Source organism: Lyngbya sp. CCY1209 (assembly GCF_035615495.1).
Lineage (GTDB): Bacteria > Cyanobacteriota > Cyanobacteriia > Cyanobacteriales > Microcoleaceae > Limnospira.
On the sequence record NZ_JAJENU010000588.1, the window covers coordinates 21,583 to 47,435 of the forward strand.

General features: G+C 54.5%; 19 protein-coding genes. 9 read left to right on the plus strand and 10 right to left on the minus strand.

Features of this window, described 5'->3' with window-relative positions:
- Positions 1-110: 110 nt before the first annotated feature.
- The 4 genes from LKE08_RS21440 to LKE08_RS21455 all read right to left on the minus strand — a co-directional run bounded on the left by LKE08_RS21440 (position 111) and on the right by LKE08_RS21455 (position 11,583).
- Positions 111-9,152 carry a polyketide synthase gene (locus LKE08_RS21440; protein ID WP_324706297.1) on the minus strand — a complete coding sequence of 3,014 codons (9,042 nt, stop codon included), beginning with the start codon at positions 9,150-9,152 and terminating at the stop codon, positions 111-113.
- A 152-nt stretch (positions 9,153-9,304) separates the two neighbouring features.
- Entirely contained in the window at positions 9,305-9,493 is a 189-nt protein-coding gene (locus LKE08_RS21445; RefSeq protein ID WP_324706298.1) for a hypothetical protein, read from the minus strand.
- A 292-nt stretch (positions 9,494-9,785) separates the two neighbouring features.
- Positions 9,786-10,868 carry a CAP domain-containing protein gene (locus LKE08_RS21450; RefSeq protein WP_324706299.1) on the minus strand — a complete coding sequence of 361 codons (1,083 nt, stop codon included), beginning with the start codon at positions 10,866-10,868 and terminating at the stop codon, positions 9,786-9,788.
- Positions 10,869-11,010: 142 nt separating this feature from the next.
- The gene (locus LKE08_RS21455; protein ID WP_324706300.1) at positions 11,011-11,583 is read right to left on the minus strand and encodes a DUF3611 family protein; all 573 of its coding nucleotides are present in this window, start codon (positions 11,581-11,583) and stop codon (positions 11,011-11,013) included.
- Between the two features lie 268 nt (positions 11,584-11,851).
- Here LKE08_RS21455 and LKE08_RS21460 point away from each other — a divergent pair, with 268 nt between their 5' ends.
- The 7 genes from LKE08_RS21460 (at position 11,852) to LKE08_RS21490 (ending at position 16,300) form a co-directional block, all read left to right on the plus strand.
- A complete protein-coding gene (locus LKE08_RS21460; RefSeq protein ID WP_324706301.1) occupies positions 11,852-12,046 on the plus strand; it encodes a cation transporter in 195 nt (64 codons plus the stop codon).
- 168 nt (positions 12,047-12,214) lie between these two features.
- Positions 12,215-12,718, plus strand: coding sequence for an acyltransferase family protein (locus LKE08_RS21465; protein ID WP_324706302.1), 504 nt, complete (start codon positions 12,215-12,217; stop codon positions 12,716-12,718).
- Entirely contained in the window at positions 12,718-12,966 is a 249-nt protein-coding gene (locus LKE08_RS21470; protein ID WP_324706303.1) for a hypothetical protein, read from the plus strand. The genes LKE08_RS21465 and LKE08_RS21470 overlap by 1 nt, the downstream gene beginning before the upstream one ends.
- A gap of 119 nt (positions 12,967-13,085) precedes the next feature.
- Complete coding sequence (locus LKE08_RS21475) at positions 13,086-13,487, plus strand: NUDIX domain-containing protein (RefSeq protein WP_324706304.1); 402 nt, start codon at positions 13,086-13,088, stop codon at positions 13,485-13,487.
- A gap of 34 nt (positions 13,488-13,521) precedes the next feature.
- Positions 13,522-14,244 carry a bifunctional dihydropteridine reductase/dihydrofolate reductase TmpR gene (gene tmpR, locus LKE08_RS21480; RefSeq protein WP_324706305.1) on the plus strand — a complete coding sequence of 241 codons (723 nt, stop codon included), beginning with the start codon at positions 13,522-13,524 and terminating at the stop codon, positions 14,242-14,244.
- 121 nt (positions 14,245-14,365) lie between these two features.
- Entirely contained in the window at positions 14,366-15,271 is a 906-nt protein-coding gene (locus LKE08_RS21485) for a dihydropteroate synthase (RefSeq protein WP_324706306.1), read from the plus strand.
- 78 nt (positions 15,272-15,349) lie between these two features.
- On the plus strand, positions 15,350-16,300 hold the full coding sequence (locus LKE08_RS21490; RefSeq protein WP_324706307.1) for an NAD(P)/FAD-dependent oxidoreductase: 951 nt from the start codon (positions 15,350-15,352) through the stop codon (positions 16,298-16,300).
- A gap of 1 nt (position 16,301) precedes the next feature.
- Here LKE08_RS21490 and folK read toward each other — a convergent pair whose 3' ends face one another.
- The 6 genes from folK to LKE08_RS21520 form a co-directional block, all read right to left on the minus strand.
- Entirely contained in the window at positions 16,302-16,805 is a 504-nt protein-coding gene (gene folK / locus LKE08_RS21495) for a 2-amino-4-hydroxy-6-hydroxymethyldihydropteridine diphosphokinase (protein WP_324706308.1), read from the minus strand.
- A gap of 49 nt (positions 16,806-16,854) precedes the next feature.
- A complete protein-coding gene (gene folB, locus LKE08_RS21500) occupies positions 16,855-17,226 on the minus strand; it encodes a dihydroneopterin aldolase (protein ID WP_324706309.1) in 372 nt (123 codons plus the stop codon).
- A gap of 267 nt (positions 17,227-17,493) precedes the next feature.
- Positions 17,494-19,239 carry an ABC transporter ATP-binding protein gene (locus tag LKE08_RS21505; protein ID WP_324706310.1) on the minus strand — a complete coding sequence of 582 codons (1,746 nt, stop codon included), beginning with the start codon at positions 19,237-19,239 and terminating at the stop codon, positions 17,494-17,496.
- 438 nt (positions 19,240-19,677) lie between these two features.
- Positions 19,678-20,832, minus strand: a complete 1,155-nt coding sequence (locus tag LKE08_RS21510; RefSeq protein ID WP_324706311.1) for a CO2 hydration protein — start codon at positions 20,830-20,832, stop codon at positions 19,678-19,680.
- 57 nt (positions 20,833-20,889) lie between these two features.
- Positions 20,890-22,413, minus strand: coding sequence for an NADH-quinone oxidoreductase subunit M (locus LKE08_RS21515; protein ID WP_324706312.1), 1,524 nt, complete (start codon positions 22,411-22,413; stop codon positions 20,890-20,892).
- A gap of 37 nt (positions 22,414-22,450) precedes the next feature.
- Complete coding sequence (locus LKE08_RS21520; RefSeq protein WP_324706313.1) at positions 22,451-24,322, minus strand: NAD(P)H-quinone oxidoreductase subunit F; 1,872 nt, start codon at positions 24,320-24,322, stop codon at positions 22,451-22,453.
- Between the two features lie 430 nt (positions 24,323-24,752).
- Between LKE08_RS21520 and LKE08_RS21525 the strand changes: the two genes are divergently transcribed.
- A complete protein-coding gene (locus LKE08_RS21525; protein ID WP_324706314.1) occupies positions 24,753-25,064 on the plus strand; it encodes a carbon dioxide-concentrating mechanism protein CcmK in 312 nt (103 codons plus the stop codon).
- Between the two features lie 253 nt (positions 25,065-25,317).
- Complete coding sequence (locus LKE08_RS21530; RefSeq protein ID WP_324706315.1) at positions 25,318-25,674, plus strand: carbon dioxide-concentrating mechanism protein CcmK; 357 nt, start codon at positions 25,318-25,320, stop codon at positions 25,672-25,674.
- Positions 25,675-25,853: the final 179 nt, after the last annotated feature.

Genomic DNA, 25,853 nt, shown 5'->3' on the forward strand with positions numbered 1-25,853 from the left:
GGCCAGCCCAGGACAAGCTTTCAGCCATCAGCATCGGTGAACTGCCCATTATTGAAATGTTTCGGCATTTTCGGAAGTCCCGAGTACCCTGATAGCTGAAACCTGATGGCTTACTGCTCCAAAACCAATTGCAGCCGTTCGGCCAAAACCCGGACGTGGGGTTCGGCCAGCATCGTGAAATGGTTCCCCGGGACCAATTCCCACTGGATCGGAACCGATATCGCCCCCTGCCATCCCCAGGTGGGATCGGCTTCGGTGCCGGCCTCATCCGGGAGATAATTTCCCAGGGCGCCCGCCTCCGCCGCCCGAAAGAGAACCATCGGTATCGGATCGCTCTTGGGTATTCGGTATTCGACGCTGGCTTGAGTATTGGCTTTATAAATAGCGGCCATTCGCCGCAAATCGCTTTGGGCCAAGGGCTGACCGGCCATTTTCAAAACCAAGTGTAAATAATCGAGCCGTTCTCGATCGCTCAGAAGTTGCAGCGCCCCAGACTCGACCCCCAAATCTTTCCCCAAAATGCTGCCATAAATTTTGCTCAAATGGGCAAGACATCGGGACTCATCCCAAGAAGCCACATCTTTTTCCGGTTCGGGGACGCCCACTTGAATGTCCATGACGGCCAAAAAGGCGACTTCCTGACCCCGCGATCGCAACTGTCGGGCCATTTCAAAGGCGACTTTCCCGCCGAAGGAATGGCCGCCCAAATAATAGGGTCCGTCGGGCTGAATTTCGAGTATGGATTGGATATGGTACGCCGCAATCTCTTCCATCCGGGTTAACGGTTGTTCACCCTCATCGGTGCCGAGCGATCGCAATCCGTAAATAGGCCGGTCGCCATCCAAATATTTCCCCAAGGGATAGAGGTCGAAAACGCTCCCCAAAATTCCCGACACCAAGAACAGCGGGGGTTGGGACCCTTCCGGGCGAATGGGCACCACCGTGGAGCGATCGCCCAAACGGTCCGGGGTGGGTGGGCTCGATGCTGGCGTGGTTTCGCCGGGAATCACGAAATCCTCTTGTTCCAAATAATCCAACAACGCCGTCACGGTGGGATATTTAAACAGAAAGGTCGAACCCAAGGAACATCCCAAGCTCGATTTGAGACGATGCCGCAATTCCATCGCCATCAAAGAATCCAGTCCCAAATCGGCTAACGGGGTATTTGGATCAATTTGCTGGGCATTCTTCAACCCCAGGGTTTTCGCCACCAAAGTACACAGGTGTGACATCAGATGCGATCGCCGCTGCTCTGCTGGTAGAGATGCGATATATCGCGTCTCTACAGATCCGGTTCCCCCCTTATTAAGGGGGGTTAGGGGGGATCGCGTCTCTACAGATCCGGTTCCCCCCTTATTAAGGGGGGTTAGGGGGGATCGCGTCTCTACTTCTTGGCGATCACCTGTATTGGCGGCAACTTGTTCGTAAAACGGGGGCACTTCAGAAAACTGCCCGAGCCATTTAGACCAATCCACCGGCAGCACTCCCACCTGGGCCGTCTCTTGGGTCAAGAGTTGCTCCAAGACCGCCAAACCGCGATCGGGGGCGATTTCCGCCAGTCCCCAGGCGGACAACCGTTGCCGGTGGTTCGCATCCAGTCGGGCATTCATACCCGTTTCCGCCCAGGGTCCCCAATTGACGCTCAATGCCGGCAGTCCCAGAGAACGGCGGTGATGGGCGATCGCATCCATAAACTCGTTCGCCGCCCCGTAGCTGGCCAAACCGTGGGAACCCAACAAGGAAGCGAGGGAAGAGAAACACACAAAGAAGTCCAAAGGCCGATCGCCCGTCAGCGAGTGCAGGTTCCAAGTCCCTTGCACTTTAGCCGCCAGCCCCCGGGCAAAGCGGGTCCAGTCCTGCTGCCACAGTCCGCAGAAGTCCACCACTCCCGCCGCGTGGACGATGCCTCGCAGGGGGGGCAAGGTGTTGTCGATGTGCGCCAGTAACTCGGCCACTTTTTCCGGATCGGAGACGTCGCAGCTATAACTCATAACCCGCACCCCAGCCGCTTCCAGTTCTTCGATCCGGTCTTTGACCTCGGGTTTCGGTTCGCCGCGTCCGACGAGAACGAGATTTTTGCCCCCCCGTTCGACGATGCTACCGGCGACCCGCAATCCCAAACCGCCCGTACCGCCGGTAATCAAATAAGTGCCATCGGCATTGAGAGCCAGCGGTTGTTTCTCCTCCAAACGGCGGGACACCAGGCGGGGGACGTAGCGGGTGCCGTTCCGGAACGCCACCTGGTCTTCTGTATCACAAGAGGCAATTTCTGTCAAGAGTTCGACTTCATTTTCTGCCCCGGCATCCGGGTCCAGATCGACGATGCGGCAGTGCAGTTCCGGGTGTTCCAGGGCGATCGCTTGACCCATTCCCCAGAGCGGAGACTGGCCGATTTCCGGGACGTTCGCCGCATCACCCGCCGGCTGCGCCCCTCGGGTGATCAGCCACAGCTTCGGCAGTTCGGCACATTCTTCGATCAGGCTTTGAACCAGGTGCAGGGTACTGCCCAGACTCATTTTCGTCGCCGTTTCCAACTGGGTGGTTGTCTCAATTGTGGGGGCATCCAAACCCCACATCTGAACGACGACCTCCACATCCGGGACGGCCCGTAGGAGTTGCCGGAACTGTTCCGGGCGATCGGGGTCGAGGGTGAAATGTCCGTCGTCCTTGCGCTGATATTCCGGCCCTGGAACCGCGATCGTCGTGGGACAGCCACTCGCCCGCAACCGTCGCGCCAACTGATCCCCGACCCCCCGGCGATCGGCGATCGCGTACCCATCGGCGAAAATCAGCCAATGTTTCGCCGGTTGGGGTTGTCCCGGCGGGAGCGGCCGGGGTTGCCAGTCCACTTCGTAGAGGCAGTTTTCCAGGGGCTCGCCCGCCGCGGACTCGCCGTTTTCGGACTCAGAGGCGACTTGACCCGCCCGGTCCAATAAACCCCGGCGATACCACTCGGGAGTCTCCAACCAATAGCGCTCTCGCTGGAAGGGATAGGTCGGGAGCAATTCCCGACGGCGCGAATAATCCCGGTCGAAGCCAGACCAAGCGATCGCCACTCCATCCAGATACAATTGTGCCAAAGAACTCAACAGTTGCGGCCAATCTTCTCGCTCCTGACGCAAACTCGGAAGCCATCGCCCCTCATGTTCGGGTAGGCACTGCCGCCCCATACCCAACAGAATCGGTTTCGGGCCGACTTCGATAAATACTCCCACATCCTGGCGATCAATTGCTTTCATCCCCGGTGCAAAACGCACCGCCTGCCGCACATGGCCGCACCAATATTCGGGCGTCGCCACTTCCTCCCCAGCCAGAGAACCCGTCACATTGGAAATCAGCTTCATCTTGGGTGGCGAATAGTCAATCTGTCGCGCCGCTTTCTCAAACTCTGCCAGCATCGGCTCCATCAGGGGCGAGTGGAAGGCGTGGGAAACCGTCAACGGCTTGGTTTTGACGCCTTCTGCTTCCAGAACCGCACAAACCTTTCGCACCGCCTCCCCTGTTCCGGAAATCACGATACTCTCCGGACCGTTAATGGCCGCGATGGAAACTTCGGTCGAGTCGGGAGGGATCAAGGCCTTAACCCGTTCCTCCGTCGCCCGCAGGGAAACCATTTCCCCACCCGGTGGCAAGGCTTGCATCAGGCGCCCCCGTTCGGCGATCAGTTTCAAACCGTCTTCGAGGCTAAACACGCCGGCCACGCAGGCGGCAACATATTCGCCGATGCTGTGTCCCATGACGATATCCGGTTCAATGCCCCAGGAGGTCCATAGCTGGTACAGGGCATATTCCAGGGCAAATAGAGCCGGTTGGGTGTAGGCGGTTTGATTGATCAGGTTGGCATCTCCGATGTCTTCTGGGGGATAGAGGACATCGAGTAAGGGCGTCTCCAACTCGGGCCGTAGAATTTCATTACAGTGGGCGATCGCATCCCGGAACGTCGGTTGAGTCTCGTACAGTTGCCGGCCCATATTCACATATTGGGAACCCTGACCCGTAAATAGAAATGCAATGGCTCCTTTTGTGGCTTTGACCTCCACTTTTCTGACACTATCCGGGTCAACGGTTGCCAACTGTTCCCGCAGTTCGGTTTGAGAGCTCGCCACCACAGCCAAACGATGGTTAAAATGCTGGCGTCCGGTATTCGCGGTAAAACAAATATCTCCCAAATCCGCCTCGGGTTCCGAGTCCAAATAGTCAACGTAACGCCCCACCAACTCCAACAGCGCTTTTTCCGTCTTGGCCGATAACGTCAACAGATGCAGAGGACGCCCTTTCCCCGGCTCCCCCCTTTCCAAGCATGAACTTTCTGGCCCCCCCCTTCCCAAGGGGGGCTGGGGGGGATCTTCCCTTTCCAAGCATGAACTTTCTGCCCCCCCCCTTCCCAAGGGGGGCTGGGGGGTATCTTCCCTTTCCAAGCATGAACTTTCTGGCCCCCCCCTTCCCAAGGGGGGCTGGGGGGTATCTTCCCTTTCCAAGCATGAACTTTCTGCCCCCCCCCTTCCCAAGGGGGGCTGGGGGGGATCTTCCCTTTCCAAGCATGAACTTTCTGGCCCCCCCCTTCCCAAGGGGGGCTGGGGGGGATCTTCCATCTCCCCCCTTTTGTAAGGGGGGCCGGGGGGGATCTCCGGCGCCTCTTCAAGTACCAGGTGACAGTTCGTGCCGCCCATCCCAAACGAACTCACCCCGGCCCGTCGCGGCGTGCCATTTTTCTCCCATTTCGAGAGGGACGTATTGACATAAAACGGGCTATTGTCAAAATCGATATTGGGATTGGGTTGCCGGAAATGCAGCGAGGGCGGGATTTGCTTGTGTTTAAGGGCCAGCACCGTTTTGATCAGACCGGCCATCCCCGCCGCTTCGAGCAAATGTCCGATATTCGTTTTCACCGAACCGATCGCACAATAGCCCTTTTCTTCGGGTTCTTCAATCGAGTTCTGAAACGCCCGAGTCAATGCCGCGATTTCGATGGGATCTCCCAGGGTCGTGCCCGTCCCGTGGGCTTCGATATAACCAATAGTACGAGGATCGATATTCGCCACCGCCAGGGCTTCGGAAATCACCGCCGCCTGCCCCTCGACGCTCGGCGCCGTGTAGCCGACTTTCAGGGCACCATCGTTATTGACGGCCGAGCCCTTAATCACCCCATGAATTTTATCCCCATCTTCAATTGCCTGGGAGAGCAATTTCAGCACCACCACGCCGACACCGTTGCCGAAAACCGTCCCCTTCGCATCCGCATCGAAAGCCCGACATTTTCCGTCGGGAGAACCGATCATACCCTCTTGGTACAAATAACCCGTCTTTTGGGGGACGCTGACGGTAACGCCTCCCGCCAAAGCCATGTCACATTCGCCGTTGATTAAACTCCGACAAGCCATGTGAACGGCCACCAGAGACGTCGAACAGGCGGTTTGAACGTTCAGACTCGGACCGTTGAGATTGAGTTTGTAAGAAACCCGCGTCGGCAGATAATCTTTGCCGTTGGTGAGTCTCACCTGGAGGTCTTGGGCGGATTCTAAGAAGGTGCGATGGGGAGAAAATCCCCGGTTGGGATGCACGTTGTTAATTAAATAACTGTTCATCCCCGAGCCGGCGTACACCCCCACCGATCCCGGGTAGGTTTCGGGGTTGTAACCCGCACTTTCAACGGCGGTCCAGGCCGATTCCAAAAACAGCCGTTGTTGCGGGTCCATGATTTCAGCTTCTTTGGCAGAGTAGCCAAAAAACGCGGCATCAAATTGATCGATATCTTCTAAAACGCCACCGGCTTTGACGTAGTTAGAATCCTCGAGTAATTCGGGGTTTGCGAATTCCAATTCCCGATCATCAAAACTGGAAATACTTTCGACACCCGCCGCTAAATTTTGCCAAAATTCATCGATATTGTTAGCCCCGGGAAAGCGACCGGCTAGGCCGATAATGGCGATATCTGAGCCGTCTGTATTGCGGGTGGCACCATTTTTTCGGTGAGCAGAACCCTCGACTTTTGCCGATTCTTCCGAGGTGGGATTCAACTCTCGGGCGAGGGTGGCGATGGTGGGGTATTGGAAGAGGGTGACGATTGATAAGGTCGGGTCAAAAAGCGCGACTAATTTTTGATGAACTTGGGTGAGGAGTAAAGAATTCCCTCCCAGATCGAAAAAGTTATCGTTAATCCCGACAATTTCTAACTGTAAAAGGTCTTGCCAGACGTTGGCGATCGCTTTTTCGGTTTCGGTCCGCGGCATCACCAAAGCCGTCGCCAATTCCGGGCGGGACCGTTCCGGGGCGGGGAGGGCCAACCGATTCACCTTGCCGTTGGGAGTCAGGGGCATTTCGTCGAGAATGACAAAAGCCGCCGGTACCATATATTCTGGTAAGCGATCGTGCAAGTATCGGCGCAATTCCGGTTCCAGCTCCCCGGCCACTTTCCCGCTCAGGGGATTGTTGGCGTAGGCCGTCCACGGTTTGAGCGGGCCTGGGTGGGTCGTCATGACGGGCTTGGGCGCGATCGCATCGTGTTGAAAGATCACGTCGTAACAGCCCGGGGCATCGGAACCCGACACAGTGATGGCGATATGATAGGGGAATTCGTCGCCCAAACTCCACCAATCCTCCGGCTCCACGGCATTTTCGGTCAATTGAGGTAAAATTTGGCGCAGTTCGCCAACGGTTGCGGGTCCCTCGGCACTTTCCAACAATTCAAACAGTTTGACTTCCCCCCAAACCCGGGCATTGGGAATTCGTTTGATACCGACAATTTCCGGCTCACCTCCCAACAAGTCCCGCACCGCCGCCAAGGACAGTCCGTCTTCTTGCCAATCCACCCAATTCGGCTCTACCGCCTCGCCTGCATCCCCTACATGGAGGATGGCATCGTAACGAAATTGGCTCATTTCGTTGTGGTAACGCCCCCGCCGCAGTTGAATGTCCACCCAGCCAATCTGGGGTAGGCGTTGTTGCAGGGCGATAAAAAAGTCGGGGTCGATGGTCATCTGTCCCTCCCCGGCAATACTTTTCAAAACCCGCTTTCGCAGTGTTTCTCGGGGCAGTTCGTCGGGGGCTTTCTGCAATTGAATCGAGGTGTGGAAAGCTGGCTGTAGGGGCAGACTGCGGACGTCTCCCACGAAGACAGTCCCCCCCGATCCAACCCTTTCCACCGCTTGGGAGAGCACCGACCCCAGATAATCGATATTGGGGAACAACTGCACCACCGAGTTGATCACGACCGTATCCACTTCTCCCGGCTCAATACGGGCGATCGCTTCGTCGGCCACCCCCTGCCGCAACTCGACGCCGGACCAATCCCCCTCCAACTTCTCGATTTGCGTCTGGATGTAACGCAAAGCCGCCGGGGCCAGGTCGATGCCATAGTAAGACTGGCAGTGAGGCGCCACCCGAAACAGCAGCATCCCCGTACCGCAGCCGATCTCCAACACCCGCTGGGGACGACAGGAGAGAATTCGCCCCACGGTCCCTTGCAGCCATTCCCGCATTTCTACCGCCGGAATGGGTGCCCCCGTGTAGCTGTCGTTCCAACCGCTGATGTTGAAGGTGGGGTCTGACGCCCGGGTTTCTTTGCTGTAGGCGAGGTTCCAAAGTTCCTGCCACTGGGAAATTTGTTCTTCTGTGTTTTCTGTTTCCGCTTCCGCTTCCTCCTCGCCCCGGTAGTTGGGGTCGGGGACGACGTAGGCCACCAGGCGCTTATCCGCTTCCGAGAGGTATTCCCCGGTCCGTTCCCGTTCTTTAACGACGACGACGCTTTGATGGACGCCGCCGTGCCGGTTCAAAACGGTTTCGATTTCTCCGAGTTCGATGCGGAAACCCCGGACTTTGACTTGGTGATCGATGCGACCGAGAAATTCGATGTGTCCGTTAGCCAGGTAGCGGGCCAGATCCCCCGTTTTGTAGAGTCGTCCCGGGCCGAAGGGATTGGCAATAAATCGTTCTGCGGTCAAATCGGGGCGATCGCGGTAGCCCCGGGCCAGACCGTCTCCGCCGATGTACAGTTCTCCGAGTTCCCCGATGGGGACGGGTTGAAATTCTTCGTCGAGAATGTAGATTTGGGTATTGGCGATGGGAGTGCCGACGGATTCAGGACCGTTTTGGGTGAGGTGGCTAATATCATCGGCATTGTCGGCGGAACGGCGACCGTTGCCCACTTCGTAGGTCGTGGACCAAATGGTGGCTTCTGTAGGCCCGTACATATTCCATAGGTGGGCTCCGGTGTCAAGGAGGCGATCGGCCAGGGCTTGGGGCAGGGCTTCGCCGCCGCAGAGGATTTTCAGGCCCGGTTGGCCTTGCCACCCGGAAGCGAGGAGCAGATACCAAGTGGCTGGCGTGGCCTGCATGACCGTGGCGCCGGAATTTTCGATTAATTGAGCTAAGACCTGCCCTTCCGATACAACTTCTTGGGGGGCAATGACCACTCGGGCTCCCACCACCAGGGGCAGGTACAGTTCCAGTCCGGCAATGTCAAAGGAAATGGTGGTGACGGCCAGCAGAATGTCTCGGTCGGTCAGTCCGGGTTGACGTGCCATTGAGGTTAAGAAGTTGACCACCGAGCGATGTTCGATTTCCACGCCTTTGGGTTTGCCGGTGGAGCCGGAGGTGTAAATGGTATAGGCTAGGTTATGAGGTTGGACTCCCCCATCGGGATTCATATCACTTTCCTGGGCGATTTTGTCCCAGTCCCCGTCCAGGGTTAACAGGCGAGATGTCTGTTCTCCGTGGGTTTCTTGGCCCTTGAGCACCCCTTCTCTGAGGATCGGGACTAATTTCTCCTGGGTCAAGATGATCGCGACTTGAGCGCTTTCTACCATGTAAGCCAAGCGATCGCGGGGATAGGTCGGATCGAGGGGAACATAGGCGCCGCCCGCTTTCAGGATGCCCAGCAGTCCCACGAGCATTTCTAAGGAGCGATCGACACAAATGCCGACCAAGATCTCGGGTCCGACACCCAGATGTTGCAAATGGTGGGCCAGTTGGTTGGCCTTGGCATTCAACTGTCGGTAGGTCAGTCGCTCGTTTTCAAAAACGACGGCCACCGCATCGGGAGTTCTTTCTACCTGTTCTTCAAGTAACTGGTGGATGCACTTGTCCCGGGGGTACTCGGCTCCAGTATCGTTCCACTGAACCCAAAATTGATGGCTTTCCGATTTTGTTAGCATCAATTCTTCCACAAATAACAATCCCCGCTTCAACTCAATACAGGCTCAATACAGCATAACATTTTCATGGGCTTGGTGCTGGGAGAAATTGTACCTTTAGAGATGGGTGGTCTTGGGCTGGCAGGACTCGGGTGTTCTCAACTCGGATTGCCTCAGCTCGATTGCCGCTCTCGATCTGTCAAGGTCAGATTTTGAGGCGACGGTGGCAGGGAGAACTGCCGCCGATCGCGCCATCGGCCCCGGCTCTGACTTGTTAATAAAATTGACAAAAACTGCGGGGTGGTGTAAAATTTAGGGGCGGCTAATATTTCCGTGACGATGGCTGCCAGGATCTTGACCATTTGAGGATCGCAACCCGCCTTTAAAACTGGGTTTAAAGGGAGTTTAAGTTCCCGATTTAGGAGGTCTCACTCTCGAATTGAAGTCATTTAAGAATCAACGACCAATCATTCATCATTGATGGTCGCGGTGATTGTCTCCAGTTCTTTGGAAAAATTTGACGCAAAAACAATGATTTTTATGGCGACGATCGCTCCCTGCCATATGGGGTGATTCGACCGACGGTTGAGAATAGACCGGGAACCGGGTTTCTGGCGGCAATTCTGCATGGAAACCCGGCATCTCGGTCGGCGATCAGGTGGCACCGAAAACCTGCGTCCAGTAGTAATTCCAATTTTCGTTTCCGGTATCTTCTTCTAACAAGAAATAGCCGACTCCGATTTCTTGGAAATCCGGGTTCAGCAGATTGGCGCGGTGTCCGGGACTTTCGATCCAACCCTGGACGACGGCTTCGGGGGTTTGATAACCCGCGCCGATATTTTCGCCGACGGTGGAGTAATTATAGCCCGTATTGGTGACGCGATCGCCCACGTCGGAACCGTCCGCCCCTGTGTGGGAGAAAAAGTCTTGAAACGCCATATTTTCCGTATGGGTTTGCGCCGCCGTCGCCAGTTGGGGGTCGAATTCCAAAGGAGATAAACCGTTTTGGGCGCGGAAATTATTGGTCAATTCAATCACCTGTTCGGGGAAACTGGTACCGGTTGGCGGTTCGGTCGGGCCGCCGTTATCGACAATAACAACATTACCAACAAAATCGTTTTCGTCCATCGCATCCCCTGCGATGCCCTCCAAAACCGCCAATTCTTCCCCGGTATTGGCGACGGTAATTAAGGTTTGATTCACCCCGATCGCCCGAATTTGGATCTCGGCGATCCCGTCGGGGAGTAAAATGCGATCGATGTTATCTTCAAAGTCGGTAATCACGTCCCGTCCGCCACTGGCAAGGGCGAAAACATCGCTTCCTTCTCCCCCCGTCACCGTATCCATTCCCAAATCACCGTAGAGGGTATCTGAGCCCGCCCCACCGATGAGTTGGTCATTTTGTTGACCCCCAAATAAAGAATCATTTCCGTCACCTCCGACCACCGTATCGGCATCGAGATTTCCGAATAAATGGTCGTCTCCGCCCCCGCCATCCAGGATATCATTTTCTTTTCCACCGTAGAGGCGATCGGCCCCTCCAGCGCCGAATACGCTGTCCGCACCCCGGTTGGCGATAATCAATTCGTCGTCATCCGATCCCGCAACGGTGTCATTTCCCCCCAAAGCCAGCAGTCCCCCCGGAAATCCGCTCAACTGTCCGGAGAACAGGTTGATTTGTTCGGCGTTATCCTCACCCAATAACGCGCCGAGTTCCCCATCCGGTGTCAATACCATTTTTCTTTTTCCTCGCGATCGACTCAACAGGGGAAGTCCCGGAGAATTCCCCCTACTTAATCTTCGCATACCCGCCTTCCTGTTCCGAAAAAGTTGCGGCGCTGCGACGCACTCCGGGGGCTCAAGCCCAACAACGGAGGATTTAAAGTCGATATAATAGCCAAATCGAAGTCACGCTTCCGATATAGTGGGAAGCCAACCCGTTCAAATTGGCGACGATGACAAAAACATCCAGGGCGCGGACGGCTTCGCTGGCTTCGGTAAGGGTGGTTCCCGGCGGCTGGGAAATCGTTTTAGCGATCAAGACAGAAGCCGTGATCCCGGAACCGATCAACGTGATTAAAATGCCAATCAACCCGACCAACAACCCCAGCCTCAACAGTTTGACCGTATCCGATTTCTTGGGTTGGGCGACGCCGGTGGGCGTCAACAATTGTGTGCCAATTTGGCTATATCGAAACGAGAAAAAAATGCCGAATCCCGCCGCGATCAGCCCGATGACGGCAAACGTCACTCCGATTCCCAAGGCCGGATTCGTGTCGTCGGCGATGCCCCGTCCGGTGCTGGTAAAAATGAGCGATAAAATGGCGATGAAGGCGGCGATAAATTGTAAAGACAAACCCGCCAAACCGCTCATGCGGAGAATTTTTCCTTTTTCTTGCAACTCGTTGGGGAGCAAAGGATTATTGATATTTTTTGTTTTATTACCTGTCAATTGACCGTACCTCCGGTTTGAAGTCTGAGGCGATCACGTGGGAATCGCCCGATTTTTTAATTTAAAAAGTTCGGTTTAGAGTATTATAGCTCCACGGCCGCGAATTGGCTAGAGAGTACATCGGAGGTGACAGCGATTTCCATCTGCAGGTGGGCGAAGGAAAAATGACAGTCAAAACGGGATCAATCTTTCGACAGACAGACGACGCGATCGCCCCCCAAGCTGTAAAGTACAGCCAGATTGAAGTCACCATAGAGAGTCATTATTTATGAGTACAGTCTATCGGGTCCCCAGTTGGGTTTGCCAAGGATGCGCCACCACCATCAAAGAAGTGGTGAAAACGGCCGACAAAGACGCGGACGTTAAAGTTGACTGGGAAGGAAAAACCGTCGAAGTCGATACATCCATGTCCGAAGAATCCGTCAGACAGGCGCTCCGTTCCACGGGTGAAACCATCGAATAAGGGTTCGGGGGTGCGATTCGCGGTTGTCGCGAGTTCGGACGGGGTGGGGGACCGGCGGGCTGCGGGTTGCCATTTTTGATCCAGTTAAGTTAAAGTCTAGCCGTCCGGCGTGACGAGGAAACAAAAACTTGCCTCGCGCCGATTACTCACCATTTTGAACATCTCACCATGCCTGCCAATCGCGATCGATTCATCGACTTATTTAAGGGATTGCTCATCCTCTGGGTCATCCACATCCACACCGTCTTTTGGACGGGAGAAGAGTATCTACCAGATGTGTCTCGGCAAGTCAGTTTGCTGGCAGATGTCACCGCATTTGTTTTCATTTCTGGCTACCTGAATCGAAGTGGAAATTTCGTCAAATCGCTGCGCCGATCGCTCAAGCAGTTCATCAATCTGTATTTGAACTATCTCATGGTCAGCGCTTTGTTGCTGATCGGCATCTTTTTTGCCCTCGCCCTCAAAGAGAATGCCTTCCCCAATTTTTTGCCGGCTTTTTCTTCCATGCTAAAGGTCAGCCCGGATAGCAAGCTGTGGTCTCGCATCCCCGTTTACCCCGGCAGTCTGTGGTATATTGCCGTCTACCTTTCGACCCTGATGCTGATACCGATCGCCTTGCCCTGGCTAATTCTCGGGTCAAAAGGGCGATCGTTCTGGCCGCTACCCTATTGATGTTTGGGATTTTCCGTTATACCGCTTGGGAGCAGTCCATTTTCTTGGCCGATGCCAGCTACGTCTACCTGTTCTTATTCGTTTTCATGCTGGGAGTCACCGTTCGCGCCGAGGAACGGGCGATCGCCACCTGGACCCTCACCATCACTTTTTCAATTAACCTCGCTCCATTCCCTGCCCGGGGACGGAAACCGCGTCGCAGCAGATCTTCGGGTCATTTCTTGGCTCCCGCGATCGTCATCTGGTAAAATGCGATCGCAATCTTCAACTCGAACAGCTAATTTACCAGTCAATCATCAAAGTGAGCGGACAAAATCCAACGACCCTAGCCAAAACATCGGCTCCATCAGGACAAAGACAATTTCCCTTGTCAACTGTCGGTGCTTTGGTGGCGAACGATCGCGGACAAGTGTTAATCGTGAAAACGACCAAGTGGCGGGGAACCTGGGGCGTTCCCGGGGGGAAAGTTGAATGGGGGGAAAGTCTCGTTTCCGCCCTGATACGAGAATTCCAAGAAGAAGTGGGTTTGGAGTTGACGCAAATCCGCTTTGCCCTGTTACAAGAAGCTATTCTGGATTCCCAGTTTTGCCAACCCGCCCATTTTATTATGATCAACTACTACGCTTTCTCCGCCCGGGAAAAAATTGTTCCCAATGAAGAAATTCGGGAGTGGGCTTGGGTGACACCCCGAGAGGCAATGGAGTACAATCTCAATACCTATACTCGAATTTTAATTCAGAATTATATTGACAAAAATGTTGATCTATAGTATCATTATTAATTGGCAAAGTTAACCCAAACTAATGATGCTAAAAAAGGCCCTTGTCACCGGATCGGCAGTGGGAATTGGACGGGCGATCGCACTTCACCTTGCCGGTCAGGGATTCGATGTCGCTTTTCACTATAAAAACAGTGCCGACGCGGCCAACCAAGCCAGTCAAGAAGCCGCCACCTACGGCATCAAATCGATGGCGCTGCAAGCCGACGTCACGAAACCGGAACAAGCCCAGTCCCTGGTAGAAACCGCCGCCGAAAAACTCGGCGGCCTGTCTGTGGTTGTCAACAACGTGGGCAATTATTTGGAAAAACTCGCCAGTCAAACCTCCATAAAAGAGTGGCAAGAAATGATCGACTCCAATCTCAATGCCACTTTTTACGTGACTCAAACAGCAATTCCCCACCTCAAAGCAGCCGGTTGGGGACGGATTGTAAACTTTGCCTTCGCCAGCGCCCAACATCTCATCGCCACCGACGACCAGACGGCGTATCGCATTGCCAAAACCGGTATTATCATCTATACTAAGTCACTGGCAAAGGAGTTAATTAAGGACAACATTACGGCGAATATCATCGCGCCCGGAGTTGCCGAAAATTCAGTCGGCTTAGAGGAGACAATTCCGCTCTTGCCCAACCAACGTCCCGCCCGATTAAAAGAAATCTGCAATGCGGTCGATTTCTTTATCAGTCCCGAGTCCGAATATATCACCGGACAATTTTTGGAAGTGGCGGGGGGTTGGAAGTTGTAATTTTCGGAGAATTTTCCATGGGTCGTAAAGGCGAAATTTCTCCCCAAACCGAAATCTTTCCTGCCCGCTCAAGACCCTCGCCCGACTGACCAATCATCCGATTTATTACAGGTAGTTAAAGATGCTGACTCTCGAAGATATATACGAAATTTACGTCGCCCATAAAGATGACTACAATGCCCGAGTCGAAGAATTCACCATCGGGCATAAAACATTTAACTTCAATTCTCAAACGTCCCTGCTAGGAGTGATCAATCTTTCCACTGATTCTTGGTTTAATCATGCCGTCTGTTATCATTCCGAACAAGCAATTCGACGAGCCAAAATTTTAACCGCTCAAGGAGCCGACATTGTTGATATTGGGGCGGAAGCGAGTTCACAACACACCCAACGGGCCGATCAGGTTAAGCAGACCAGTCAACTGCTGCCGATTCTTAAAACTTTAAGTCAAGAAGGCATATTGACTTCGGTCGAAACCTATCACCCGGAAGTGGCCAGAGAATGTTTGAAAGCCGGAGCCAATGTGATCAATTTTACGGGCACCGAGAAGAGTGAAGAAATGTACCAGGTGGTAGCCGAGTTTGATGCGGCAATTATCATGTGTTACATTCAAGGAAAACACGCCAGAGATGTGGGAGAGTTCGACTTCACCTTAGCGAAAGATCCGATTGAATTTTTGTATAATTATTTCGGAAAAGAAACAGAAATCGCCACGAAACTGGGGGTTAAAAAAATCTTTATCGATCCCGCTGTTGGCTTGGGATACTCGAATTTTTACTACAAATATGAATATGTATCCAAGCGACTCAACTATCAAATCAAAAGCCTTTTGAGTGCTTTTCGACTGAGAAAATTAGGATTTCCTGTGTTCAATCAAATTCCGACGGCTCTGGAAGTTTTTGCAGAAGAAGTCAGAAGCGCTCAAGTCTTTACCTCGGTTTTTGCCGCCTTGGGAAAAAACGATATACTCAGAACCCATGAAGTCTCCAAAGTGAAAGCAGTTTTGGAGACGATGAGTTTGATGTGAGGGTTGGGTCGCTCAACGTCGCGATCGCCCGGGCTCCCACAGGCGATCGCAAAACATTGACTAAAAAAAGAAAGTCAGATGAAAAAAAAGGTTGCAGTAATTGGTGGCGGGCCAGCCGGGATGTCTTGTGCTTTGTGGTTAAAATACCTCGGATTGTATCCCATTATCATCGAAAAAAGCCCGCAACTGGGCGGGTTGCAAAATATCAATCCATTTCATCAGAAATGGTATCTGGGAGTGGCGGGCAAAACCGGCAAAGAATTGGCCCAGGAATTCCGCCGACATATTGAGGTCGAGGTGATTCGGACTCTGTGTAACTCTCCGATCGAAAGTATTCAGGGTGGGGAGAATTTTAAAATTTGTACCCCAGAACACGAAATCACCACCGAAGGGATCGTAATTGCCACCGGTCAAAGGTTTAAAGGATTTGAAGCGATCGCCTCGATTCCCGGAAGCGATCGCCTATCATCCTCCAACCGCATTTGCTTTAATCCGGGGGCAATTCCCATGACCTACGGACAAGTCGTGGCAGTGGTTGGGGGTGGCGATAACGGACTGGGTACGGCAATCATGCTGGCCGACACGGCCCAACATATTCACCTGTTTATTCGCTCCCATCTGAAAGGATTCGGAATCAATCAAAATAAGGTATTGGAGTATATTAAAGCCGGCAAAATCACGTTGCACCAACCGGCAAATATTGAGAAAATGTCAGACAAAGGCGATCGCCTTTGTCTGACATTTCAAGAGGGCGAAAAATCCCCAGAAACTCTCCCATTTGACTACATCTGTTTTCGGATGGGCTTTGCGCCCAACGTCGAGCCCATTGTTCAACTCTTTGACGCCGGAGGGGTGGGGACCCTGGAACTCAATTCAGGAGGATATATCGCCACCGACCCATTTTTGCGGACTTCAATCCCCCATGTTTACGCAGTGGGAGATGTGACCAATCCCCGCGATGCCTGCGTAGCCACCGCTGTCGGTCACGGAGCAATTGCCGCCCGCAGTGCAGAAGAAGATCTGCGATAGTTTAGTTTCGCACCAGCGCCAAAGAGACTCCCGAATCGTCCACCTGTTTCACCAGTTGAGAAATTGCCTTTCCGGAAACCGGTTCGATCCAATCCGGGGCAATTTCCGCCAAGGGAACTAACACAAATGCTCGGTCAGTCATGCGCGGATGGGGTATTTGCAACTCCGGCGTTTCTAGGATTAAATCGCCAAATAATAGCACATCCAAATCCAAAGTTCGCGGCCCCCAACGCTCTTGACGGACTCGGCCAAATTGATCCTCAATATCGAGCAGCGTTTGGAGTAACTCTTGGGGGGTTAGCTGCACTTCCAACAGGGCACAACCATTCAGAAAATCCGGCTGTGAGGGGCCGATGGGTGCGGTTTTGTACCAACTCGAATAGGCCTTGACAGTAATGCCGGGAGTTTGGTCAATCGTTTTGAGGGCCTTTTCTAAGGTTCTGTGAGAGTCGCCCAGATTACTACCCATAGCGATCGCACTCAGGGTCCGTTTTGTAGTGATCATCTTTTCAGTTTGATAGACTATAAAATTCCGGTCAAAACTATTGCGATTCTCAAAATTCAGCGACTTCATCTCTACTCCGAGTCATGTCGATCGCCACATGACCGCCAAAACCGGGAATCGGCGGCTGTTTAATCACCCGCGATCGCACTTTTTGCACCATTTCCATATCCAGAACGGCCTCGATAATCGCAGTATTCAACCGTTCGATCATCTTGAACTTTGAAGTTTCGATCAGTTGGCGCACCCGTTCCACCACATCCGCATAATTTAAGGTATCTTCCAGGCGATCGCTTTTGCCAACCCCAGATAAATCCAACCACAGGGTCAAATCCACTTCAAACCATTGACCTAGAGCCTGCTCTTCCGGGAAATATCCCACATATCCGTAATAGCGCAAGCCCGTAATTTCGATCGCGTCCATTGTTTCTAAAGGTTACTCCGTAATGCCCCAGTACGCCAGCTAATAGTATACCCCATACCCGGCCATCCCCAATCTGCGAAAATCCGGGAAATCTGCCGACTGACCCCCGCACCTCTCCCGGCCGGCCGCCGACGGGATTTTCTCATTTTTTCCGGGGTGCGATCCGCGATAGGTACGCTCTCGCGGGTTGTGCGAGTCAATTCCCCGCCAGGGGACTGCCACAAAACCGAAATCCCCCATCTGCGAAAATCTGCGAAATCTGCGGACTTACCCCAAAATCTCCTCCAACCGATGCTGATTCCAAAGCAACTGATACAACCCCTTCTCAGCCACCAACTCCTCATGACTCCCCACCTGAACGATCGCACCCTTATCCATCACAAAAATCCGATCCGCCGTCGTCGCCGCAGACATCTGGTGAGAAATAAACACCACCGTTTTCTGCTGCGTTCCACCCGTCAAATTATCCAGAATTTCCGTCGCCGTCTGATTATCCACGCTCGACAAAGAATCGTCCAAAATCAAAACCTTAGCATCCGAAATCAGAGCCCTAGCCAACGCCGTCCGCTGTCGCTGCCCCCCCGAAAGGGTGATGCCGCGTTCCCCCACGATGGTATCGTAGCCATCGGGAAAATTAAGAATTTCGTCGTGAATTCGAGCCAACTTCGCCGCCGCCTCAATTTGCGATCGCTCCGCCTGGGGACAGCCATAACAGATATTATTCGCGATCGTGGTACTAAATAAAAAGCTCTCCTGGGGGACATAACCGATCGCCGCCCGCAGTTGTGCCAGCGGCACTTGGGTGATATCCTGGCCGTCGAGAAACAGGCGATCAATGTCGATATCCAACAACCGGGGAATCGCGTTCGCCAGCGTCGTCTTCCCCGAACCGATCGGCCCCACCACGGCGATCGTTTCCCCCGGCGCGATGGTAAAATTCACCTCAGATAAAGCCGGGGTTTTCGCCTCCGGATAAGTAAACGTCAAATCCCGCGCACTCAGCCAACCCCTCACCGGAGTCCGCAGCGGTATCGGATCGACAGGATCTTGAATCTTCGGTTTGATCGACAAAATCGACTCGACGCGATCGACACTCACTTCCCCCCGCTGGTAAGCCGTAATCGTAAAACCCAATAACGCCGTCGGGAACACCAACCGCTCGATATAGAGCACCAACGCCACGAAATCCCCGACGCTAAGTTCCCCGGTGGCGATCGCCTGATCCCCCACCGCCAGCAAAATCAACAGACTCAAACTCGCCAAACCCCCCAACAACGGAAACAAAAAATTCCGCGTCCGAGCCAGTTTCAAATTCGCCTCCAGCAATTCCCGATTATTCCCCACAAACGCCCGCCGTTCGTTCTCCTCCTGGGCGTAAATTTTGATCAGGGAAATGCCGCTCATATCCTCCTGAATCAAGTCACTGAGATTGGAAAGTTTTTCCTGCACCTCCATCTGCTGGTCCCGCAGCTTCCCGCTGAACACCTGCACCAGCAGCAACATCAGCGGATAAACCGACACCGACAACAATGTTAACTTGACATCGATCGCCAACATCACCGGCAGCGTCAGGGCGTAGGCGAAAACCGTATTCACCAAACTCAACACCGCGAACCCCACCAGACGGCGGATATTGTCCACGTCACTCGTCGCCCGGTTGATCAGGTCCCCGATCCGGCTGTTGGAAAAATAGGACGCTTCCAAGCCGATCAGGTGGTTGAAAATCTTCTGTTTCAGGTCAAATTCCACCTTCCGCCCCACCCCGAAAATCAAAATCCGGGAAGCCATCCGGATCGTCCACATGATCGACGCCAGGGCGACAATCAATAAAACCTGCCAGATGACGGGCTGAAAATCGACTGTCTCTTGCAAATCGTCCACCCCGTTGCGGATCAGCAGCGGAATGTACACGCCCAAGGCATTCACGACCAAAAGGGCGATCGTCCCCAGCCCCGACACTTTCCAGTGGGGGCGCAGGTATCTTCCCAGGGTTTTGAGTCTTGAATGAGCCATAGGGTTGGGGTGTGGGGTGTGGGGTGTGGGCGGAGGGGGCGGAGGAAGCGGAGGGAGCGGGTTTTCCGCCTAGACCGCTTGGGAATTATATCAAATCCGGTTGAATGCCCGGAACAAAACGGGTTGGATATTCCAAACCGCTTGGGAATCAATTCCCAAGCTAACAGCTCAAATCATCTGAAGATGATTGGGGAGGTTTAGGAGGGGATAACCGGATTTGATATTAATTCCCAAGCTAAGAGCTCAAATCATCTAAAGATGATTGGGGAGTTCATACGGATCTGAGATTAGGACACCCTATGTCCAACCCAGTCCACGCAAGCGTGGACTTTTGCGATTCGCCTTGAAATGAATTTCAAGGCGGGTCTAGAATTGGCAGATCTGCCTCCTGTGCCCCCTCCGCCTCCGGTCGCCTCCCCAAATTTTAACGCCGATTGACTATTCCGATCGCGTGAAGGGGCGGCACTCGCGGGAGGTGGGTTCGTTGACTTCGGCAAGGCGGGAGTGGACGAAGCGATTCATCCAGTTTTCCAGATAGGCGCGGTTGGCCTGTTTTTGGGCGGGGTCGTCGGTGTCGAGGGGGTGGGGGGCAAGTCCCCGGATGGCGGCGGTGGTGACGCAGAACATCGACTTTTGGAAACTCTGGCAGATTTGCACCCGCAGGTCATCTTCCCCCCGGCAGCTATTGCGGTAGATTTCGTGCAGGTAGTCCGGCAAAAAGTGGCGCATATCCTGCATCAACTGGGTGGGGGGGATGCCGGAACCGCCGATGGGCAGGGGGTCGGCGTAGAGGGCGCCGTAGGCGAAATCTTTCTGTTCGCCGGGGATCTGGTGGGCCTGGGCGTTGTAGGACACCGTGCCCGGGAAGGGCGCCCCCCGGAAGAAAACGGCTTCGACATAGGGCACCGCCGTATCCATCAAAAAGGTCAGTCCCGCCGATTTGGGGATGATGTCGTAGGTTGTGCCCTTGATTTCGACGGAGTAAGTGATAGGTTGGTTGGCGGCGGCGACCAAGCCGTTGAGGATGTGATCGACGACGGCGGGGATGGATTGGATTTCGCCGCGATCGTAGCGATCGGACAGGTCTAAAAACATATCGCTCATCACCCGCCAAAATTGTCCCAAACCGCTGTAGTAGGCGAGTTGCCGGACTTGTTCGGGTAGGAATTCGGGGAAGAGTTTGTGCAGCCCGACCATGAACGGATTGTTTTTAATTTTCGCCTGAATTGCGGCTTCTGCGAGGGTTTTAAATTCTTGGGAGTCGAGGTAAGTATCCAATCCGCCCCCGCCGTGCCAGAGCATGGTTTTCATGCAGTATTCGGCGTATTCGTAGTTGATGCGATCGTGCCACCAAAATTTGAGGAGTTTTTGCAGGTTGATTTCCCCGTTGAAGTATTTGAAAAAGGGAAATAAGACCAAGAATTGATGGTCGGCGATATAGATCAGGTTGACGGAGTAGGCGTCCAATACCACGCCGTAGCTTTTGAGGATGCCGACGACTTCGACCAGGTTTTCGGGATAGTCCGGCAGCAGGGCGTCGCCCGACTCCAGGCGATGGATGTAGTTGCTGAGTGGATGGGTTTGAGATGTCATGGATGGGGTGGGGAAAAGTGAAAAGTGAAAAGTGAAAAATGAAAAGTGAAAAATGACCTACTCCCGACTCTCGACTCCCGACTCCCGACTCCCTCCCATTTGTGCGACGATCGCAGGAACAGGCATTAACGCCGAGGTGGTGGTTTCGGTCCACTTTACCAGCCAAGCCGGTTGGATGCCGAGGAAGGTGATAATCACGGCTAAAGCGATCGCGGGGATGCGATCGCGCCACTGAACCGGGGGCAAATTCACCACGGTTTCGGACAGGCGCCCGAAAAAGGCGCGGTTGACCATGATCAGGAAGTAAACCGAGGTCAGACCCGTTCCCACCATGCACAATAACGTCTGCACCGGGAACACTTCCATACTGCCGCGAAATATGATAAATTCGGCGATAAAACCGACCAAACCTGGGATGCCGGCGCTGGCCATCACCGCGACGATCATGATGCTGCCAATTAGCGGTAAACCCCGTTCCGGATTCAGCAATCCTCGAATCACGTCGATATCTCGACTTCCCGATTTTTTGTAAACGACCCCCACGGAGAGGAATAGCAGGGCCGAGATCAGGCCGTGGCTGACCATTTGCATCACCGAACCCAGCAAACTCAGGGGGGTGGCCGCCGCAAATGCTAACAGAATATAACCCATGTGGGCGATGGAGCTGTAGGCAACCATTTTTTTGATATCTTTCTGGGAAATGGCGCAGGAGGCCCCGTAGAGGACGCTGACCACCGCCCAACCCGCCATGTAGGGCGCGATCGCACTCCAGGCGTCCGGAAATAACCCCACGCCGAACCGCAGCAACCCGTAGGTTCCCAATTTCAGCAATACCCCCGCCAGCAGGACAGAAATCGGCGTGGAGGCTTCGACGTGGGCATCGGGGAGCCAGGTGTGGAAGGGGACGAGGGGAATTTTAATCCCGAATCCGACGATAATTCCCCCGAGGAGAATGAATTGAGTGGTCGGGGCCAGGGCCGCGATGCCCGTCGGGGCGGTGGCTAGGGTGTCCAAATCGAAGTTGGGCGCCTGGGTGAGCCACACCACCCCCAAAAATGCGGCCAGGATCAGGAACCCGGAAACGGCGGTGTAGAGGAGGAATTTGGTCGCCGCGTACCCCTTGCGTTGGCCGCCCCAGATGGCGATCAGCAGGTAGAGGGGGATCAGTTCGATTTCGTAAAACAGCAAAAACAGGAGCAGGTTTTGAGCCAGGAACGTCCCGGCAATGCCGGAAAAGATAACCAGCAGCAGGGCGTAATAGAGGCGGTGGCGGGGAATTTCCAGGTCGGTGCACCCGATCGCGATCGCCACCAACAGACTGGTCATAATAATTAACGGCAGGGACAACCCGTCAATGCCCAGGGTATAGTTTAACCCTAGGGACTCGATCCACCGAATCCGCTCCACCATCTGCAAATCGGCGATCGCGGGATCGAACCAACGGGTCAATATCACCGACCACAGAAACAATCCCCCCGCTACAAATCGGGAAATTTGGCGGGCGAGTTGGGCGGTGAGTTTCGGCCAGATCCCGATATAGAGGGCGGCGATGAGGGGAATCCAAATTAAAACACTTAGCATTTTTGAGGTTGTCCGTTCTCTGGGTTTCCCAAGGGGTCTAGAATTGCCACAGCATCAAAATCATTAGCAGACCGATACTAGCAGCGATGGTGAGGACATAGAACTGGAATTGTCCGGGAATGCTATATTTGAGCCCTTCCCCACTCAATAGGGTCGCCAAACCGAATCCGTTTACCACCCCATCGATGACATAGCGATCGACCCAAGCACTGGCGGCGGAAATGCGGTTGACGAGAAAGACGACAGTGACATCGTAGAGGCGATCGATATAAAAATCGTAGGCCAGTAAATCCTGTACGGACTTCCAGGGCAGTTTGTAGGGTTGCTTGTCCGGACCGTACAGGTAGATGAACGAACCGATCGCCACCCCCAGTCCCCCAGATGCGATCGCCAGGGGGAAGGTGAAGTCTTCGATCCGGGCTTCCAGGCCGGAGGCGGGGACTTCCACCAGCGGCGCGGACCAACTCAGCAACAGTTGCCACTGTTGGAGCATCAGCGGCACCAACAGCGTCACGACGGTCATGGCGACCATCGGCAGGGCCATCGGCCACAGGACTTCCGGCGCCCGCCTGGTTTTGGGCTGGGTTTCTCCGGCGAACACCAAACCGAACACCCGGGTCAAACCCAAAGCCGTCAGAAAATTCACCAGCACCAGCAGCACCGCCAGCCACGGCGGCAGGCTCCAAAATCCGCTCACCCACCGCCGCAGCGTCCAGAACATCCCCAACGGCATCAGGGCGACCATCCCGGCGGCACCGACAATAAAGGCGGTGGTGGTGGCGGGCATCCGCGACCAGAGTCCCCCCATTTCCGTCATGTCCTGGGTGTTGGTGGTGAGGATAACGGAACCGGCGCTCATGAACAGGAGGCACTTGGCGATCGCATGGGTGAGCAGTAGCAGCAGGGCAATATCGACGTGATTTTGACCCACCGCCACGAAGACTAGCCCCAGATAGGCGCTGGTGGAGTGGGAGAGCGCCCGTTTGATGTCAATTTGTGCGATCGCCACCAGGGACGCCCCCACCGCCGTCACCGTCCCCAACACCATCAGCGTATCGGAGACCACCGGGGACAAAGCCAGGAGCGGCTGCAGTTTGATCAAAACGTAGGCGCCCCCCGCCACCACCACGGAATTCCGCAGCAGGGAGGCCGGGTTAGGCCCCTCCATCGCCTCATCCAGCCACAGGTGCAGCGGAAATTGGGCGCACTTGCCGACGGGTCCGGCGATCAGGGCCAACCCCAGCAGAGCCGCCGTCAGGGGGGGCAAGTTGTGGCTTTCCGACCACAGTTCCAAATCGGAGAAGTTCAGACTCCCCGCCACCGTCGAGAGGTACACCACCCCCATCAGCAACAGCACGTCCCCTACCCGCTTGGTGAGGAACGCATCCCGCGCCGCCGTCACCACCAGGGGTTGGGCGTACCAGAACCCGACCAGCAGATAGGTGGAGAGGGTCAGCAGTTCCAGCAAAATATAACTCAGCAGCAGGGAATCGCTCAGGGCCAACCCGCTCACCGCCGCCTCAAAAAATCCCATCAGGCCGAAAAATCGAGCCGTCGCCCAGTCTTTTTCCATGTATCCCAGGGCGTAAAGCTGGGCGACCAGGCTGATGCCCGTCACCAGTTCCACCGCCCCCAGGCTGACGGGGGAAATTTCCAATAAGAATGATAAATCTAAGCCCGCAGCGTCGAGCCATTGAATGGTTATTTGCTGTCTCGGCAGGTCCCAGGTGGCCCGGTAGATGACCGAACCGTGCGCGAATGCCGCCACGGTCATCAACAGATTAAAATAGGCCGCTGGCCTCGGCCCGGTGCGGCGGATCAGTCCCGTTGACCACGGCAGGGTCAGAACTGCCCCGATCAGGCCATATATCGGTATCCACCAACTTGCTTGTAGGAGGAACTCAATCATTTAAGTTAGATAAAGAAATATTAACTCTCAAATTAATATATCAGCATTTGCGTCCGTCTCGGAGGCGGGGGATGTCGAAAATCCCCCGGCGATCGCCCCCCACCTGTGGCGCGACCGGGGGATTTTTTGACCACAGTTTGGCACAAAAGTCAAGACAAATGGCGAAGAGATCGGCGGAATTATTAAGTTTTTTAAAAAAATCTTAATTTATATTACTAATCAATAAAAATAATAACGAATATGAGAAATTATAATGAAGATTAATATTGTCAAAGAACGCACAATTCTCCTATTCTTAAATTTGAGGGAGGTTGAAAACTTTTTTCGCAAAAGGCAGAAAGAATCCGTAGTCTGTGCGATCGCCGGACTCAGTGCGTAAGGCATTGACGCTCGGAAATTCTGTCTGTCCGTCATTAGGAGTTGTAATACGATGTCAATCGCTGTTGGAATGATTGAAACCATAGGCTTTCCGGCCGTCGTCGAAGCGGCGGACTCGATGGTGAAAGCCGCCCGCGTCACCTTGGTGGGATATGAAAAGATCGGAAGCGGTCGCGTAACGGTCATCGTCCGAGGAGATGTCTCCGAGGTGCAAGCCTCAGTCGCGGCGGGCATGGAAGCAATTAAACGAGTCAACGGTGGCGAGCTCTCGTCCACTCACATCATCGCCCGTCCCCACGAAAACCTGGAGTACGTTCTCCCGATCCGTTACACCGACGCGGTGGAACAGTTCCGGACCTACTAAATCGCCCGCCGGTCAGGCGACCCGACCCGATCGCCGGAAAGGTCGTACAGGAGTCAGCACCCCGCTCCGAAGAGACGGGGCTGGCAACCGTCGAGGAGATTGACGTGAGTTGCGAAAGTCCCGCCCCGAGATCGAGTCTCGGGGGATCGGCGCGGTGTCCGAGATGGCATCGCCGGAACGGGGGAGCGGACTGCCGTCGAGTACGACATCCGAGCGGGTTTTCAATCTTGAGATTCAGGAGTCAAAATCGACTATGGCCATTGCAGTTGGCATGATAGAAACCCTGGGGTTCCCAGCGGTAGTGGAGGCGGCGGACTCGATGGTGAAAGCCGCCCGCGTCACCCTGGTGGGCTACGAAAAAATCGGCAGCGCCCGTGTGACCGTCATCGTGCGAGGCGATGTTTCGGAAGTGCAAGCCTCTGTGAGCGCCGGAACGGAGTCCGTGCGGCGGGTCAATGGCGGGTTGGTACTCTCCACCCACATCATCGCCCGTCCCCACGAAAACTTAGAATACGTGCTTCCGATCCGTTACACCGAAGAGGTCGAACAATTCCGCGAAAGCGTCAGCGGCCTGCGTCCGCTGAACCGTCCGTCGCCGGGACGTCCGTGAGGCGGGTAAATGGGGGGTGAGTTTTCTCCACCCATATCATCGCCCGTCCCCACGACAACCTCAAAACATGGCTTCCGAACCATCGCACCGAAGCGGGCGCACCCCGGCGCGAAACCATGGGCAACTTGCGTCCCCCGAACCCTGTCGGGGCATCGTCTTCGCGCCTTCGGAGCGACTCT

Coding starts and splice junctions, on each gene's coding strand:
- LKE08_RS21440 (WP_324706297.1), bottom strand. CDS start 9,152: ATGCTAACAAAATCGGAAAGCCATCAATTTTGGGTTCAGTGGAACGAT.
- LKE08_RS21445 (WP_324706298.1), bottom strand. CDS start 9,493: ATGGTCAAGATCCTGGCAGCCATCGTCACGGAAATATTAGCCGCCCCT.
- LKE08_RS21450 (WP_324706299.1), bottom strand. CDS start 10,868: ATGGTATTGACACCGGATGGGGAACTCGGCGCGTTATTGGGTGAGGAT.
- LKE08_RS21460 (WP_324706301.1), top strand. CDS start 11,852: ATGAGTACAGTCTATCGGGTCCCCAGTTGGGTTTGCCAAGGATGCGCC.
- LKE08_RS21465 (WP_324706302.1), top strand. CDS start 12,215: ATGCCTGCCAATCGCGATCGATTCATCGACTTATTTAAGGGATTGCTC.
- LKE08_RS21470 (WP_324706303.1), top strand. CDS start 12,718: ATGTTTGGGATTTTCCGTTATACCGCTTGGGAGCAGTCCATTTTCTTG.
- tmpR (WP_324706305.1), top strand. CDS start 13,522: ATGATGCTAAAAAAGGCCCTTGTCACCGGATCGGCAGTGGGAATTGGA.
- LKE08_RS21485 (WP_324706306.1), top strand. CDS start 14,366: ATGCTGACTCTCGAAGATATATACGAAATTTACGTCGCCCATAAAGAT.
- LKE08_RS21490 (WP_324706307.1), top strand. CDS start 15,350: ATGAAAAAAAAGGTTGCAGTAATTGGTGGCGGGCCAGCCGGGATGTCT.
- folK (WP_324706308.1), bottom strand. CDS start 16,805: ATGATCACTACAAAACGGACCCTGAGTGCGATCGCTATGGGTAGTAAT.
- folB (WP_324706309.1), bottom strand. CDS start 17,226: ATGGACGCGATCGAAATTACGGGCTTGCGCTATTACGGATATGTGGGA.
- LKE08_RS21505 (WP_324706310.1), bottom strand. CDS start 19,239: ATGGCTCATTCAAGACTCAAAACCCTGGGAAGATACCTGCGCCCCCAC.
- LKE08_RS21510 (WP_324706311.1), bottom strand. CDS start 20,832: ATGACATCTCAAACCCATCCACTCAGCAACTACATCCATCGCCTGGAG.
- LKE08_RS21515 (WP_324706312.1), bottom strand. CDS start 22,413: ATGCTAAGTGTTTTAATTTGGATTCCCCTCATCGCCGCCCTCTATATC.
- LKE08_RS21520 (WP_324706313.1), bottom strand. CDS start 24,322: ATGATTGAGTTCCTCCTACAAGCAAGTTGGTGGATACCGATATATGGC.
- LKE08_RS21525 (WP_324706314.1), top strand. CDS start 24,753: ATGTCAATCGCTGTTGGAATGATTGAAACCATAGGCTTTCCGGCCGTC.
- LKE08_RS21530 (WP_324706315.1), top strand. CDS start 25,318: ATGGCCATTGCAGTTGGCATGATAGAAACCCTGGGGTTCCCAGCGGTA.